Source organism: Orenia metallireducens, assembly GCF_003001995.1.
GTDB classification, from domain to species: Bacteria; Bacillota; Halanaerobiia; order Halobacteroidales; family Halobacteroidaceae; genus Orenia; species Orenia metallireducens_B.
The window spans coordinates 94,204-110,949 of sequence record NZ_PVNB01000009.1; the positions used below are offsets into that span (position 1 = coordinate 94,204).

Genomic DNA, 16,746 nt, shown 5'->3' on the forward strand with positions numbered 1-16,746 from the left:
GGTTGAAAATGGTATTATTTTAATTGAAGCAAAATAATTTATAGTATATTAATTATTTAGAAAGTTGAAGAAATCTTAACTACTGAATAGCATTATATTAATATTTATATCATAAAATTTAATTGATTGGATTTGTTTAGTCAGCGAAGCTTTACTATAAAAATAGCAGAGAGGTGAATTAATTAGAGAATATATTATTATCCAAGTATTAAAAAGAGATAAGTTAGGATAAGGATGGGAAAGGGCGCTTAGTTTATAATTGTGCGGATCAAAATAAACTTATTTGAAAGTGAGGGAGATTATGAATTTAATTTGTGATAAGAGGAAATTTCTTTTAGTACTATCACTTATGATGCTTTTAACAACATTGCTGGTTTATACAGATAATGTATCTGCAGCAAATACAGCTACAATCTATTATAAGAGAGGATATGCAACACCATATATTCACTATCGTCCAGTAGGAGGAACTTGGACTACAGCACCAGGTGTAGCTATGTCAGACTCTGAATATGATGGCTATAGCGTTTATGCAATCGATTTATCAAGTGCAACTCAAGTAGAGGTCTGCTTCAACGATGGAAATGGTAATTGGGATAGCAATGGAGGTTCTAATTATTTCTTTAGGACAGGAGAATCCACTTTTGATAATGGAGTAATTACTGAAGGAGCACCACAGGTTACAAATAATCAAGCCACAATCTATTATAAGAGAGGATATACAACACCATATATTCACTATCGTCCAGTAGGAGGAACTTGGACTACAGCACCAGGTGTAGCTATGTCAGACTCTGAATATGATGGCTATAGCGTTTATGCAATCGATTTAGTAAGTGCAACTCAAGTAGAGGTCTGCTTTAATGATGGAAATGGTAATTGGGATAGTAATGGAGGTTCTAACTATTTCTTTGATCAGGGAATTTCAACCTTTGATAGTGGTATAATTACTACTGGTAGACCAGTAGTAGATACAATTGCTCCAACTGCTCCAAGCAGCCTAACTGTTGATTCAGCGACTAGTTCTACAGTATCTTTAAGCTGGACAGAAGCAACAGATAATATAGGAGTTACAGGGTATGAAGTATATAGAGATGGAGTAAAGATAGGAACTTCAACTACTACTAGTTATACAGATAGTGGATTAACACCCCAAACAGCTTATAGCTATACAGGCACTGCCTATGATGCTGCAGGAAATATATCAGAATTTAGTACTGCTGTAAGTGGAACTACGACTGAACAAGGTGATATAACTCCTCCAACAATAACACCAAGTTTAGAGGCAAAAAGGTATACTGATCCTATTTCAATAACCTTTACAATTAGTGATGATGAAGATCCAGCCCCAATATTATACTATACTACTGATGGTACTCAGCCTCAACAGCTAGATAGTCAGCGATATTATGGAGAGACGATAGATATCAATGAGAGTATGACAATCAATACTTTAGCAGTTGATGTTTCTGGAAATACCAGTGAAGTTAGATTTAGATACTATATTGGTGAAGGTGTAGATACAGCCGACTTTAGAGAAGAGACTATTTACTTTGTAATGACGACTCGCTTCTATGATGGTGACCCAAGTAATAATGAATATTGTTGGGCTGGTGAAAGTGCAGGAAATGTTGCCAATAATGATCCAGCATGGCGAGGAGACTTTAAAGGTTTAGCAGAGAAATTAGATTATATTAAGGCCCTTGGTTTTAGTGCAGTTTGGATTACACCAGTTGTAAAGAATGCTAGTGGTTATGATTATCATGGTTACCATGCAGTAGATCTTACAGAGGTAGATCCACGTTATGAATCTGATAATTTTAATTATCAAGATTTAATCGATGCAGTTCATGCTAAGGGTATGAAGATAATTCAAGATGTAGTATTTAACCATTCTAGTAACTTTGGAGAAGAGAATCTATATCCATTGTTCCAAAAGGATGCTAATGGAGATTATATCGGTCTTGATGATCCAGATACATTAGTAGCTAACTCAACATTAGATAGTGCTGCTCAGGCTTACCAAGGTGGAGATTATAGTAGCATAACTCCAAATCAGCAATATGGAGCAAGAATAGCAGCGATGAAAGAAGATGATCAAGATACTGAACATATCTATCACCATGAAAAGAGCTTGCAGTGGGAAGGATATACAGTACAGACTGGACAGATAGCAGGAGATTGTGTTGATTTAAATACAGAGAACCCTAATGTAGCTAACTATTTAATAGATGCTTATGACCGTTATATTGATATGGGAGTAGATGGATTCCGTATCGATACCGTTAAGCATATCAGTAGATTAACCTTTAACAAATATTTCAATCCAGCCTTTAAAGCAAGAGGTGGAGATGATTTCTTTATGTTTGGTGAAGTAGCAGCTCGTTATCGTCAAATTTGGAATAGTGGTATTCCAGCTATCTCAGTTCCTTTCTATACATGGAAAGAATCAAAAGACTATCCATGGGGAGATAGATTGACTAATAAATCTTCTGTAGAACAGCATTGGGCAGATAATAGCTCTGTTAATAATGAGCCAACTTCAGATAATGCTTTCTTAAATGCTAACCAATATCATAAGCCAGATTGGTCTATGAGGTCAGGTTTAGATCAGATTGACTTCCCAATGCATTGGAACTTTAATAATGCTTATGATGCCTTTGGTGTGGCTTTAAGTGGAGATCAGTATTATAATGATGCGACTTGGAATGTAACTTATGTAGATTCCCATGACTATGCTCCTGATGGTGCTCCAGAGAATCAAAGATTTGCTGGAAGTCAAGAGACTTGGGCAGAGAACTTATCTTTAATTTTTACCTTCCGTGGAATCCCAACTATCTATTATGGAAGTGAAGTAGAGTTCCAAAAAGGTATGCCAATTGATGTAGGACCGAATGCTCCATTAGCTGAAACAGGAAGAGCTTATTTTGGAAACCGCATTGAGGGTACTGTAAATGTAAGTGATTTTGGAGAATATTCCAATGCTACAGGAACGATAGCTGCTACCTTAAATTATCCGTTAGCTCAGCATATCAGAAGCTTGAATCTAATTAGAAGAGCTGTACCAGCATTACAAAAAGGTCAGTACTCAACAGCAGATGTATCTGGTAATTATCTAGCCTTTAAGAGAAGATATACTGATGAGAATGTTGATAGCTTTGCCTTAGTAACAGTTTCAGGGACAGCTACATTCTATAATATTCCTAATGGAATTTATGTAGATGCAGTAACAGGAAGTACTATAAATGTAACAAATAATACTTTAACTGCTGATTGTTCTGGTAAAGGTAACTTAAGAGTATATGTCTTAAATGGATTAGGAAAGATTGCAGATTATGGTAGTTATTTAAACTGAGAGTTTTAAATAGTCAAATTTCAATATCTTCAAGGTTGATATCTTGATATTGACCTTGGAGATATTTATTAACTTCAACAAAAATTTATTGCTTTGATAAATTAGATGTGATATTAAAGTCTCTTGTATAGAAGTAAAGACATATTATAGTATTTTCTTAGTATCTATATTGATATGATAAGAAACTCTGTCTGAGGCTTATCGAAGAATACTATTTATTTGGAAGTGGGGGAATATTATGAATTTAATTTGGAGTAAGAGGAAATTTGTTTTAGTATTATCACTTATGATCTTTCTAACAACTCTGATGATATATACAGATAATGTATCGGCAGCAAATACAGTAACAATCTATTATAAAAGAGGATATGCAACACCATATATTCACTATAGACCAGAGGGTGGGTCTTGGAGTACAGTACCAGGTATGGGGATGCAGGATTCGGAATATCCAGGATATAGTGTAGCTACTCTTAATTTAGGAAGTGCAACTAGAGCGGAAGTATGCTTCAATGATGGTAATGGGAATTGGGATAGTAATGGGGGATCAAACTACTTCTTTGATCAAGGTGTATCGACTTATGATGCAGGGACAATTACTATTGGAGCACCAGTAGCAGATTATCAAGCACCAAGTACACCAACTAATTTAGTAGTTAGTTCAACAACTTCTTCTTCAGCATCATTAAGCTGGGTAGCATCAACAGATAATATAGGTGTTGTAGGATACGAAGTATATAGAAACGGTATTAAGGTAGGTACATCAGCTAATACTACCTATACAGATAGTGGATTGACACCAGAAACAACTTATAGTTATACAGTAAAGGCATATGATGGGGCAATGAATGTGTCATATTCAAGTGACAGTGTAGATGCTATAACTCAAGCTGGAAGTACTGTAGTTAAAAGCCATCCAATGAAATTAGGAGCAGTATATTCTCCAACTGAAACTGATTTTAGAATCTGGTCACCAGACTCTAGTAATGTAAAGGTTCTAGTAGATGGAATAGAGTATACATGTCAAAGGATTCCAGATTTTGATGGATATACAGGTATTTATGGAGTGACTGTTTCAGGAGATCTACATTTAAAAGAGTATCAGTTTAAGATTAATGGGATTGATGTAAGAGATCCTTATGGAGTAATGGTAGTACCAGGTACAAATACTAATGTTGTTATAGATTTGGCTCAGACTGAACCAGATGGAGGATGGGCAGCAAGACCTACTCTTGTTAATAGAGAAGATGCAGTAATCTATGAAGTTCATGTAAGAGACTTTACAATAGATGCTACTTCAGGGGTATCTGCAGAGAAGAAAGGTAAGTTTATGGGAATGGTAGAGTCTGGAACCAGTTATCAAGGTGTGGCGACTGGTATAGACCACTTAAAAGAGTTAGGTGTGACTCATGTTCAGATAATGCCATTTTATGATTTTGCAACTGGAATGTATAATTGGGGCTATGATCCTGTAAATTATAATGTTCCAGAAGAGCAGTATGCTATGGATTCATATGATTATGTTGGTAGAATTAAAGAGCTTAAGGCAATGATTAATGAGTTCCATAAAGCTGGAATTAGAGTAATAATGGATGTTGTGTATAATCATACTTATAGTAATGAGATGTTTGAGAATATTGCTAATCAGTATTATACAGGCAATAATGATTCTGGCTGTGGAAATGCTATAAATACAGGAGTTCCTATGGTAAGTAGGATGATTCAGGATTCTTTAGAGTATTGGGCTAGAGAGTATAATATAGATGGATTTAGATTTGACCTTGTAGGAATTTTTCATTATGAAGAGTATGGAAAATGGGGAGACCACTTGAATAATCAAGTATTTCCAGAAAGAAATATCTTAATGTATGGAGAGCCATGGAATGGTTATTGGGCTGACCCAGAGGAATATTTAAAGGTTAGAATGGGTAAAATGCCAGCAGTCGCTTATGGTCATGTTGGAGTATTTAATGGTAAATACAGAGAGAATATCAAAGGTGATAATGATGGAACTGGCACAGGATATATGTTCAATAATCTTCCATCTTGGAGAGATGCTATAGCTGTTGGTGCAAGAGGCTCTATTATGGCAGTGAAATCTACTAATCCACTTCCAGATAATTGGGATGCTATGTTCGCCTATGACCCAGAGCAATCTATTAACTATATCTCTGCTCATGATAACTATGATTTATGGGATAAAATCTTACATGTTGGTATTCAGGATATGGAATATGCTAAGAGAATTGATAAATTTGGAATGGGAATTGTATTGACTTCTCAAGGTATTCCATTTATTCATGGTGGGGATGAGATGCTAAGAACCAAAGTAGCCGATGGAGACTGGACATATGCTCATAATAGCTATAATGCACCAGATAAATATAATTCTTATAAGTGGAATTGTAAGGCGGAGAATACAGATATATTCAATTACTATAAAAACTTAATTCAGTTAAGAAAGGTTCATCCAGGATTGAGGCTTACTACTTGGGATGAAATCAATAATAGAGTTGATACTTATACTTGGGATAATGGAGCTGTAGTATCATATATTGATGACGATAATAATTTATCTAATGGAAAAGAATTGATAGTTGTATTCAACCCTGCAAATAATATTATAATTTCTGAAGCTCAAGGCTGGAGAAAAGTCTTTGATATAACTGGTGCTAACCCAATTGACCAAAGTAATATTGCAGAAGGAACAGCAGTAACTGTCTTTGTCAAGTAATTGATGAAAAGAAGTAGAATAAAGAGTTATTGTGAATCAGTTTTTTATGTAATTGTACTATTTTTCCGCTTTCAATATTTTAGCCAAGGTAGTCTAAGTAATAATTTTTATAAGGAGGTGAGAATAAAATAGATGTTTTATTTTAATATAAGAGAGAGGTGATTGATAAGAACATAACCCTATATAATTTTAATTTGAAAGGTTGATTTTACTATTGAATCTGAAGAAAATAGAGTGATTTTTGAGGTTGTTTAGTTTAGTTAAATTGTTAGCCTGGGTTATTAGCTAGATACATAAAATTAACCTAGAAGACAATCTTAATTGGTTGCAAATAATTAATAAGAGGGTGATTTAGATGATGAGTGAATTTAAGAGTAAAAGAGTAGTTTTATTAGCAACACTTGCTTTACTTATGTTAGTTTTTGGTGCTCTACCTATAGAAGCAGCAGATTTTAATGGCGTAAAAGTGCATTACAAAGATATGAATGGAACACCAAATATCTATACCTGGACAGATACAGCAAGTCCATCAGGTGCATGGCCAGGTTCAGCAATGGAATCAGAGGGAGATAGTTGGTATGTAGCAAGTTTTGAAGGATACACTTCTTTAAATATAATCTTTCTTCCAAGTGCTGGAGGTCAGAGTGCTAATCTATCCCGTAGTCAAGGAGAATGGTGGTATAAAGATGGAGTCTGGTATGCTAGTGATCCAGAAGGATCATCTACAGGAGAAAGTATAACAGTCCATTACAAGGATACGAATGGAGCACCAAATATCTATACCTGGATTGATACAGTAAAACCAGCAGGTGCATGGCCAGGTTCAGCAATGGCATCAGAGGGTGATAGTTGGTATGTATCAAGCTTTGATGGATACAATTCTTTAAATATTATCTTTATTTCAAGTACTGGAGGTCAAAGTGCAGACCTATCCCGTACTGCAGGTGAATGGTGGTATAAAGATGGAGTCTGGTATGACACTAAGCCAGGTGGTTCAAATAATGTAGCAAGTGCTGATGTCGATAATTTGAGAATCTATCAAGTAATGGTAGAGTCCTTCCAAGATGGAGATAGTAGCCGAAATTATGGTGCTGGATATGGACCAAGTTTCCATAATGGAGACTTAAAAGGTATTACTAATTCTCTAGAGTATATTAAGAGCTTAGGAGCAAATGCAATTTGGATGACTCCTCTATTTAATTCTGTTACTGGTGATGTTAGAGGTCAAGCAACAGGATACTTTGCTGATGATTATTATAATGTTGATCCTAATTTTGGAACAAATCAAGATTTAAGAGATTTAATTAACAAGGCTCATAGCTTAGGTATGTATGTCTTCTTAGATGGTGTTTTTGGTCATCATGGTGCCAATCCAATAAGTGGAGTAGTAGATGGGGCTGCCCAATGGTATGGCTCAGAGATAGTTTATCCAAGCAGTTTAGAATACTTTAAAAATGTAGCAACCTACTGGATAGAAGAGTATGGAATCGATGGATGGAGATTAGACCAAGCTTATCAATTGTATCAAAATGGACACAATTATTGGCATGAAATCAAGGCAGTAGTAGAAAGCGCAGCTCAAGCACGTAAAGACCGTGGAGAAGAATGGGGAACTTTAGGTTATATGGTAGGAGAGATTTGGAAAGGACAAAATGAAATCAATCAAGAGGGATACAGTCAAGATGGTCTAGAATCCTGTTTTGATTTCCCAATGCGTTATAGCTTAGTTCAAGTATTAGCTACTCAAGAGCATACAGATCAGAGTGGTGCTTATGGTCAGCCAGCTTCAGTATTGAATCAAGGTCTTGCAAGCCATGATATCTATCCAAGTTATGCACATCCAAACTTAATGTTAACTAACCATGATTTAGTTAGATTTGGTGACTTGATTCAAAGAGCTCCAAACTTAGGATATGGTAAAGAGAATAGCGATTACTGGAAACGATACAAAGCAGCTTATAGCTTTATGGCAGCTTACACAGGACCAATTACAATTTATTATGGTGATGAGATTGGTCGTGAGGTTGAAGGATTTATCTATGAAGGAGATCTTGGTTATTATGATGATCATGTTTCTAGAGATAATGGTAAGATTTCAGGACTTACAACTGAGGAAAATGACTTAAAAGACTATATTGCCCAACTAATGAATATGAGAGCAGAGCATCCTGCTTTATGGAATGGGGATAGAACCAATCTAATAGCTAATCAGACTCAGTATGCTGATCTTAAGATTGATTTAGAGACTGGTGAGAAGATAGTTTATGTTTTAAATACAGGAACTCAATCAACAACTATCTCTATCTCTTCTAGTCAAATTGGAGGAAATAAGCTAGTAGATTTATTATCTGGTGATCAGATTAATAACTCTGGAACCTATTATATAAATGTAGATGGATTATCAGGAAGATTTTTACTTATTCAATAATTTGATATTATATTAGGGATACCTTTGTGGTATCCTTTTTTTATTTTAGTCTAAGTTTCTAATATTTATTATATTGGTATTGGTGTTTTTAGAACTATTAATTAAATCACATAAAAAGTATAAAAATAAAGGGGAAAATTTTTTTGTTTAGAAATAGTTATTATAAGGAAAGTTTCTAAGTAATTAAGAATAGATATAAATCATAACCTTTTATAAACATTATTATTAACTTACTTATATATTAATTTAAATCCTAATTAGATATATTCTCAAAAATCACATCCTAAAATAAAAGGTTTTATTGAAGGAGGGGGAGGATTTGGAATCACTATTATATGATGGAATTAAATTATATTTAAAACAGTCAGCCCACGATCTGCTATCAGCAGAGGAGGAGCAGATGGTTGCTAAAAGGATATCTGAGGGTGATGAGGAAGCTAAAAAGATTTTAATTAAAGCTAATTTGAGATTAGTAGTTAGTATTGCCAAAAAATATTTGGGTCAAGGTCTTGATTTCTTGGATTTGATTCAAGAAGGTAATCTAGGTTTAATGCAAGCTATTAAGAAATTTGAATACCAAAAAGGATATCGGTTCAGTACTTATGCTACTTGGTGGATTAGACAGAGAATCAATCGAGCTTTAGCTGATAAAGGTAGAACTATTAGAATTCCTGCCCATATTTGGGAAGTGATGAACAGTTATTTGAAAACAGTAAATCTACTGTCAAGAGAGTTAGAAAGAGATCCTAGTGTAGAAGAGGTTGCTAAGGAGATGAATATATCTAAAGAGAAGGTTAGATTGATTAAAGAGTTATTACAAGAGCCTGCTTCCTTAGATAGCCCTGTGGGAGAGGAAGATGATTTTTATTTAGGAGACGTAATTGAAGATCCAACGATGCCTAGTCCAGATAAGATTACTTATGATATGTTATTAAGAGAAGAACTTGATGAAATGTTAGATACAATTCCTAAAAGGGAGAAGAGAATTTTAGAGTTGAGATTTGGTTTGTTAGATGGAAGGACTAGAACCTTAAATGAGATTGGTCAAGATTATAACCTATCTCGGGAAAGAATTAGACAGATAGAAAAGAGAGCTTTACAAAGGATGAGACACCCTACTAGAAGTAAAAAGTTAAGAGATTTTTTATAGAATAAAGTGGCTTAAGCCACTTTATTCTTAATTAAGGGAGGGCATTTTTGTAACTATTATCTAGAGTAGTGTTACTTTATGGGTATATTGCGACAGTTTTTGAGTTTAAGTATAAGATTAAGTATAAGTCTAAGGATAGTTTAAGCAGTGTTTTTATGATTTACTCAAACTTAATCTTAGCCTTATACTTAGTTGCAAAGTGTCGCATTATCTCTATATTGTCTCAATTTCATCATTATACTATAACATGCTTATAATTAAGATAGCCTTATTTTAGCTGTTTATGCTCTAATAGAATTGGATAATATAAGAAGTGGTATTATCTATTTATCTTTCAACTAACTATTGGCTTGATGACTTCTTTTAGATTTCTATAAAGTCACTAAAAACACTGAGGTGATTTTGCTTTTGCTTTTAGTTTTAAATTTTAGTATAATAAAAATAGTGTTTTTAATTGTAATAAAAGTACGATTAGGCTATAATTGCTTATAGATAAAGGGAAGCGATAGTAATTATTAAAGGATAAATATTATCTTTCTCAAATAGAGTTAGCTAAAGTTAGAAATTAAGAGTTGGAAAGGGAATGATAGTTTATGAATTTAGAAAAAGATTTAGTTATAGCAATTGATGGACCAGCAGGAGCAGGTAAGAGTACAGTGGCTAAGATTATAGCAGAAAGATTAGGCTATATCTATATTGATACAGGTGCTATGTATCGAGCTTTAACTTTAAAAGTATTAAATCAAGCTTATGATCTAGAAGATGAGAAGAAGCTAGGAACTTTGGCTGAGAATACTGATATTAAGCTGGTTAAGGCGGGAGAAGATAATTTAGTACTCCTTGATGGAGAAGATGTGACAGCAGAGATTAGAGATAATAAGGTCAGTAACAATGTCTCTGTAGTTGCTAAGGTAGCAAAGGTAAGGGAAGAGATGGTAAAGTTACAGCGGCAGATGGCTCAATCTGGTGGGGTAGTAATGGATGGAAGGGATATCGGTACAGTGGTATTACCTGATGCCGATATTAAGATATTCTTAACTGCTTCTGTTGAAGAGAGGGCTCAAAGGCGTTATGATGAGTTGATAGATAAGGGTGAGGACGTTGATTTAGAACAGATTAAGGGTGAGATTATTCGCCGTGATGATATAGATAAGAATCGAGAAGTAGCTCCTTTGACTGAAGCAGAAGATGCTATTTATGTCGATACAACGAAATTAGATATTGGACAAGTAGTTGAGGAGATATTGAATATCTGTCAGGAGGTATAAGATGGGCTTTACATATAAAGCAACTTGTGTAGCTTTAAGAGGATTATTTGGCTATGGAGCAGGTTGGAAGATTGAGGGGTTAGAGAATATTCCCAAAGACGGTGGATTAATAGTGGTAGCAAACCATCAAAGTAACTTTGACCCACCAATCTTAGGCTGCTCTTTAAATAGGCATGTACATTTTATGGCTAAAGAGGAGCTTTTTGATGGATTTATTAAGAATGCATATATGAGAGCTGTGGGCTCCTTTCCTGTTAAAAGAGGGGCTGCAGATATGGGAGCGATTAAGACAGCTCTAAAGTTATTAAAAGATGGTCAAGTATTAGGTTTATTTCCTGAAGGGACTAGAAGTAAGACTGGTAAACTAAGAAAAGCAAAGCTAGGAGCAGTGATGCTAGCAGTTAAGTCTAAAGCACCGATTGTGCCTGTAGGGTTAAAAGGAACTCAACATCCCTTTAAAGAAGATTTAGAGATTAATATAGGTAAGCCCTTTACCTTAGATGAATTCTATGGACGAAAGCTAGAGAAGTCAGAGATGAGAGCTGCTGGAGAAGTAATTATGGGTAAGATAGGTGAGCTGTTAGAGCAGTGAAGAGTGACAGGTAATGAGTAAAGACATTTAAATTTAAGAGAAGGTAGATTAGAAAAAGATATAGAGGGATATCCCTCTATATCTTTTTCTTTATGCAGTTGCCATAGCACGACATTCTGCTGCACATTGGCGACAGATATCTGCACAAGTTTGGCAGTGATTGTCTTTGAATTTATCACATTCATCAGCACAAGCATCACAGATTTCTGCACATAATCCACAGACTTGGCTAGCAAATCTACTATTACCTGCCATGTACTTAGCAGACATAGCACAAATTCCGATACAATCTAATAACAGGCTCATACACTCAACTCTAGCATCTACATCTGGTTCATGCATACAAGCATCTAAGCAGAACTCACATTCAGTCATACATTTGTTACAGATGTCGATACACTTTTGATATCTGTCCATATGTGTTTGCATTGCTGTAGTCATAGTATTTACTCCTTTTTTTCTAATTTTTACTTTACAGTAACTATTATTAGAAATATAGAGTAGAATTATACATACTGAATCTTAAGATTAAGATACTTGCTTATCTTATAATCGAATCAATCTATAGATGTGTAAATTTAATGGTTATATTGCGATACTTTAGCTACTAGTTTCTGGCCTCTCCTACGAGTTTAAAAATCATAAACCCTCCGTGATAAATCTACTATTAGCTAAGAACTTATGAAGCTAGAGGCTAGTAGCCAGTAGCGGATTTATCACAAAGGGCTTGTTTTTAGCCCTGAAGGAGTGGTTATTAAAAAGTGTCGCATTATCTCTATATTAATTTATAATTATGGGAGGGGAAAGAATGGATATCTTAAAGAAGTTGTGGATTTATATTAGAAGATATAAGTTTATGTTTTATGGTGGATTTTTATTTATTGTCTTAAATGTTCTAACCTCAATGATCCCTGGTTATTTAAATCGAAGGGTAATAGATGATGTGATTAGAGACAATAAGACTGAGTTGTTATTAGGATTTTTGTTATCATATATGTTAGCGGCTGTATTGCGTTCAATATTTATTCTAATCCAAAGATATCTGATAGAGGGTTTATCCCAAAACTTACTTAGAGATTTAAAGCAATCAGTTTATGATCATCTCCAGAAGATGTCCTTTAATTTCTTTAATCAGAATCGGACTGGAGAGTTGATGTCTAGAATGACAGGGGATATGGAAGCAATTAGAGTTTTATTTGCTGAAGGAATGATTCAATTTACTAGGGCCATCTTTTATCTTATCTTTGTGGGGATAGTCTTGATTAGAGAAGATGTTCAATTAACTTTAATCTCTTTAGCAGTCAGTCCTTTGATTGCTTTTTTTGCCTATCGGCTCTCTACAAGGATTAGGCCTATTTTCAGTAAGATTAGAGATCAGTATTCAGATTTGAACTCTACTGTACAGGAGAATATTTCAGGGATTAGGATAGTAAAGGCCTTTCATCAGCAATGCTATGAGATGGAGAAGTTTGATGAAGAGAATAACGAATACTTTATCAGAAATTATAAAGCAGCCAAAACTTGGTCAAAATATTTTCCGATAATTGAATTTTTGGGAGGGGTCAGTACTGTCCTTTTATTGTATTTTGGAGGGCGCCTTGTGATTTCAAAAGAGATTACTTTGGGAGTTTGGATGCAATTTAATAGTTATCTCTGGATGATAATCATGCCAATGAGGATGATCGGTCATCTAGTTAATATGTTTAATAGAGCTGTGGCTTCTGGTGAAAGAATCTTTAAAGTTCTTGAGACGGAAGCAGAAATAACCAATAATGAAAAAGCAGTTACTCTAGATAGGGTAAAGGGTGAAGTAGAGTTTAGGAGAGTATCTCTAAAGTATGATGATCAGTATATTTTAAAGGAGATTGATTTTCAGGCTAAGGCTGGTAGTACAGTTGCTATAATGGGGGCAACTGGAAGTGGAAAGACTTCCTTAATAAATTTGATAGCTCGTTATTATGATACAACTAAGGGAGAGATCTATCTAGATGGGATCAATATTAAGGACTTTGATCTAAAGTGTTTACGCAAACAGATAAGTGTAGTTATGCAGGATGTATTCTTATTCTCTGAGACAATTAAGAGTAATATAGCTTATGGTAGTCCTGAAGCCACTTTAGAGCAGATTAAGAAGGCGGCAGATATTGCTGATGCTAGTAAGTTTATCGAAGAGATGGATGATAAATATGAGACAGTTATTGGAGAAAGGGGTATGGGTTTATCAGGAGGGCAAAAACAGCGTGTCTCTTTAGCTAGAGCTATTTTAGAAAGAAGTCCGATTTTAATACTTGATGATGCAACCTCGGCAGTTGATATGGAGACAGAACATAAGATTCAACAGGCATTAGAATCGATGGAACATAAGAGCACAATCTTTATTATAGCTCATAGAATATCATCAGTTAGAAATGCTGACCAAATATTGATTTTAAAGGATGGTCAAATTATAGAGAGGGGTAGACATGAAGACCTTATCAAAAAGAAGGGTGAGTATTTTAAGATGTTTAAGGAACAGTATAAGGAGCTTCTTGAAGATAAACATTTCAAAGAAAAGTTGGTGGTCTCCTAATGGCACGAAATAGATACTTTGAAGATGAAAAGATTGATTCCTTCAATCCCCATAATATTAGAAGGATTTTAAGATATCTAAAACCGTTTAAAAAGCAGGTCTTGATAGCACTTTTATTAATGGCAATGGCTGCCTTTGCAGATTTGATGGGACCCTATCTGACTAAGATAGCTATAGATAGGTATATTGGAGAAGGTAATCTTCAGGGGTTGTTGTGGATTAGTATTCTCTATATTGTTCTCTTAGCTGTCAATGGAATCTGCATCCGTTTTAGAGTATTGATTATGAGCAAGACTGGGCATAAAGTAATTAAAAGAATAAGAAAAGATCTATTTCAACATATTCAAAAACTATCATTCAGTTATTTTGATTCACGACCTGCTGGCAAGATAATTGTTAGAGTGATGAATAATGTTAATTCCTTGCAGCATCTATTAGAGAATGGCTTGATTGATATTATAACTGATTTAAGTAGGTTCTTAGTTATACTTATTTTGATGTTTAATTTACATTTTAAATTGACAATCTATGCTATTGCTGTGATGCCAATCTTGACCTTGCTAGTTTTTTTGATGAAGAAGAGGATAAGAATTGGTTGGCGTGATGTACAGAAGAAGAATTCAAATTTGAATGCTTATATCCATGAAAGTCTAACAGGGATGAAGATAACTCAATCCTTTGTCCGTGAAGATAAGAATAGCAATATCTTTAAAGATCTATTAGCAAGCAATCGCAAGGTTTGGATGCATACAGTAATGTTAACCCACAGTATTTGGCCAATTGTTCTAATCATAAATACTATCAGTGTTATTTTAATGTATTTAGCAGGCATAAGTTATTTAGACAAAGGGTTAGTTAGTATAGGTGCCTTAGTTGCTCTATTACAATATATTTGGAGGCTATGGCAGCCAATTATTAATATAAGTAATTTTTATAATCAGATTTTAGTTGCTAATTCAGCAGCTGAAAGGATCTTTGATGTATTAGATACAGAACCTGATATTATAGATATTCCTAATGCTATTGAGCTTCCTCCAATTGAAGGAAGGGTAGAGTTTAAAGATGTTACCTTTGGTTATGAAGAAGAGGTAGATATATTAAAGAATCTCAACTTTAAAGTTGAGATTGGAGAGACTATAGCTTTTGTAGGGGCTACAGGTGCTGGAAAGAGTACTATTATTAATTTATTGACTCGTTTCTATGATATCGACCAAGGTAGTGTGTTAATAGATGGTATAGATATTAAGGATGTAACCCTTGAATCCTTAAGAAAACAGATTGGAGTAATGATGCAGGATACCTTTATCTTTTCTGGATCGATTGCTGATAATATCAAGTATGGCAACCTAGATGCATCTGAAGAGGAGGTTAAAGAGGCTGCTAAGATAGTTTATGCCCATGAGTTTATAAAGAAGATGGAAGATGGGTATAATACTCAAGTCAATGAGAGAGGTTCTAGACTATCGGCAGGTCAAAGGCAGTTGATCTCTTTTGCTAGGACATTACTATCTGACCCAGCTATTTTAATACTTGATGAGGCAACCTCAAGTATTGATACTAAGACAGAAATATTAGTACAGAAAGCTACTGATGCTGTGTTAGAAGGAAGAACAGCATTTGTAATAGCCCATAGACTATCAACGATTAGAAATGCTGATAGGATTATGGTAATTGATAATGGTGAAATTGTTGAAGTGGGTAGCCATGATGAGTTAATTGAGCAAAAAGGTTTTTATTATGAGTTGTATAAGGCTCAATATAGCCGAGTGATTTGAAGAGGATAAAATATCAGGCCTTAACAAAAATATACTCTTCTGTTTAGGCATATACTATTTTTATGATAAAAAATCAAAAAAATAGTTGCATTTTTTTTGATAATGTGTATAATGTAACTATAATCTCTATAAGAATACAAGACTATAAGAAAGGGTGATGTAAAGATGTTAGAAACTATGGTTAAGCTTTTTAGAAAAGTTAATGATGAAGGCATGAGAATCGAGGACAATTTAAGAAAAGCTAAAGAATCATATGACAGAGAAAATCGCATTTTCTTTAATTAATTCCTCTACAAGACTATAAGATCATAACAGAAAATAAGATTATAATTAAATTGATTACAAATATATTAAGAGCATCTATTTTATAGATGTTCTTTTTTTTTATCACTAAGGAACTATGATTTTTAGGTGTGTCTTTTTATATCATCTTGGTATGAGTTGTCGTTAAACTTAATTAGCTCTACTATAAGGTAGTTATTTAACTTTAAATAAATATAATCGCTATATAGGACAATAACAATGTATTGACATTAGCTATTAAGAGGTATATAATTGAATTAATAAAAAATAATATTTTTTATTTACCCATTTTCTAAACGGTTAGAAATAATAATTTATCGCTTGAAGTCGATAAATGTCGGTGGAGGAGAAGTAGATAAAGCTCATTTTTATATTTTTCTGTATGCTCCAGTATAAGTTAATAAGTTAAAGAGCTTGGAGTATATTAAGAGGTGTTTTGAGTTTTATTTAAGAGGGTTATTAAAAAGAGAGTAGTTTGACTATCAAAATCTATTTGGCCTATATAACAATTATATCATGTAAACCATCATAATCATGGTCAAATAAGATTGTTGAAGTATTAATGGGTATCT

General features: G+C 34.1%; 9 protein-coding genes. 8 read left to right on the plus strand and 1 reads right to left on the minus strand.

Features of this window, described 5'->3' with window-relative positions; genetic code table 11:
* Positions 1-301: 301 nt before the first annotated feature.
* The 6 genes from BX659_RS08270 to BX659_RS08295 all read left to right on the plus strand — a co-directional run bounded on the left by BX659_RS08270 (position 302) and on the right by BX659_RS08295 (position 11,527).
* Complete coding sequence (locus tag BX659_RS08270; RefSeq protein WP_097017984.1) at positions 302-3,355, plus strand: carbohydrate binding domain-containing protein; 3,054 nt, start codon at positions 302-304, stop codon at positions 3,353-3,355.
* A 238-nt stretch (positions 3,356-3,593) separates the two neighbouring features.
* Positions 3,594-6,089, plus strand: a complete 2,496-nt coding sequence (locus tag BX659_RS08275) for a carbohydrate binding domain-containing protein (protein ID WP_097017985.1) — start codon at positions 3,594-3,596, stop codon at positions 6,087-6,089.
* Positions 6,090-6,447: 358 nt separating this feature from the next.
* Positions 6,448-8,517, plus strand: a complete 2,070-nt coding sequence (locus tag BX659_RS08280; RefSeq protein ID WP_172431900.1) for an alpha-amylase family glycosyl hydrolase — start codon at positions 6,448-6,450, stop codon at positions 8,515-8,517.
* A 319-nt stretch (positions 8,518-8,836) separates the two neighbouring features.
* The gene (locus tag BX659_RS08285) at positions 8,837-9,667 is read left to right on the plus strand and encodes a sigma-70 family RNA polymerase sigma factor (RefSeq protein ID WP_097017987.1); all 831 of its coding nucleotides are present in this window, start codon (positions 8,837-8,839) and stop codon (positions 9,665-9,667) included.
* Positions 9,668-10,260: 593 nt separating this feature from the next.
* The gene (gene cmk, locus BX659_RS08290) at positions 10,261-10,935 is read left to right on the plus strand and encodes a (d)CMP kinase (RefSeq protein WP_097017988.1); all 675 of its coding nucleotides are present in this window, start codon (positions 10,261-10,263) and stop codon (positions 10,933-10,935) included.
* Position 10,936: 1 nt separating this feature from the next.
* Complete coding sequence (locus tag BX659_RS08295; protein WP_097017989.1) at positions 10,937-11,527, plus strand: lysophospholipid acyltransferase family protein; 591 nt, start codon at positions 10,937-10,939, stop codon at positions 11,525-11,527.
* Positions 11,528-11,617: 90 nt separating this feature from the next.
* Here BX659_RS08295 and BX659_RS08300 read toward each other — a convergent pair whose 3' ends face one another.
* A complete protein-coding gene (locus tag BX659_RS08300) occupies positions 11,618-11,968 on the minus strand; it encodes a four-helix bundle copper-binding protein (protein ID WP_097017990.1) in 351 nt (116 codons plus the stop codon).
* Between the two features lie 367 nt (positions 11,969-12,335).
* Between BX659_RS08300 and BX659_RS08305 the strand changes: the two genes are divergently transcribed.
* On the plus strand, positions 12,336-14,096 hold the full coding sequence (locus BX659_RS08305; RefSeq protein ID WP_097017991.1) for an ABC transporter ATP-binding protein: 1,761 nt from the start codon (positions 12,336-12,338) through the stop codon (positions 14,094-14,096).
* Positions 14,096-15,871 carry an ABC transporter ATP-binding protein gene (locus BX659_RS08310; RefSeq protein WP_097017992.1) on the plus strand — a complete coding sequence of 592 codons (1,776 nt, stop codon included), beginning with the start codon at positions 14,096-14,098 and terminating at the stop codon, positions 15,869-15,871. Before BX659_RS08305 ends, BX659_RS08310 begins: the two co-directional genes overlap by 1 nt.
* Positions 15,872-16,746: the final 875 nt, after the last annotated feature.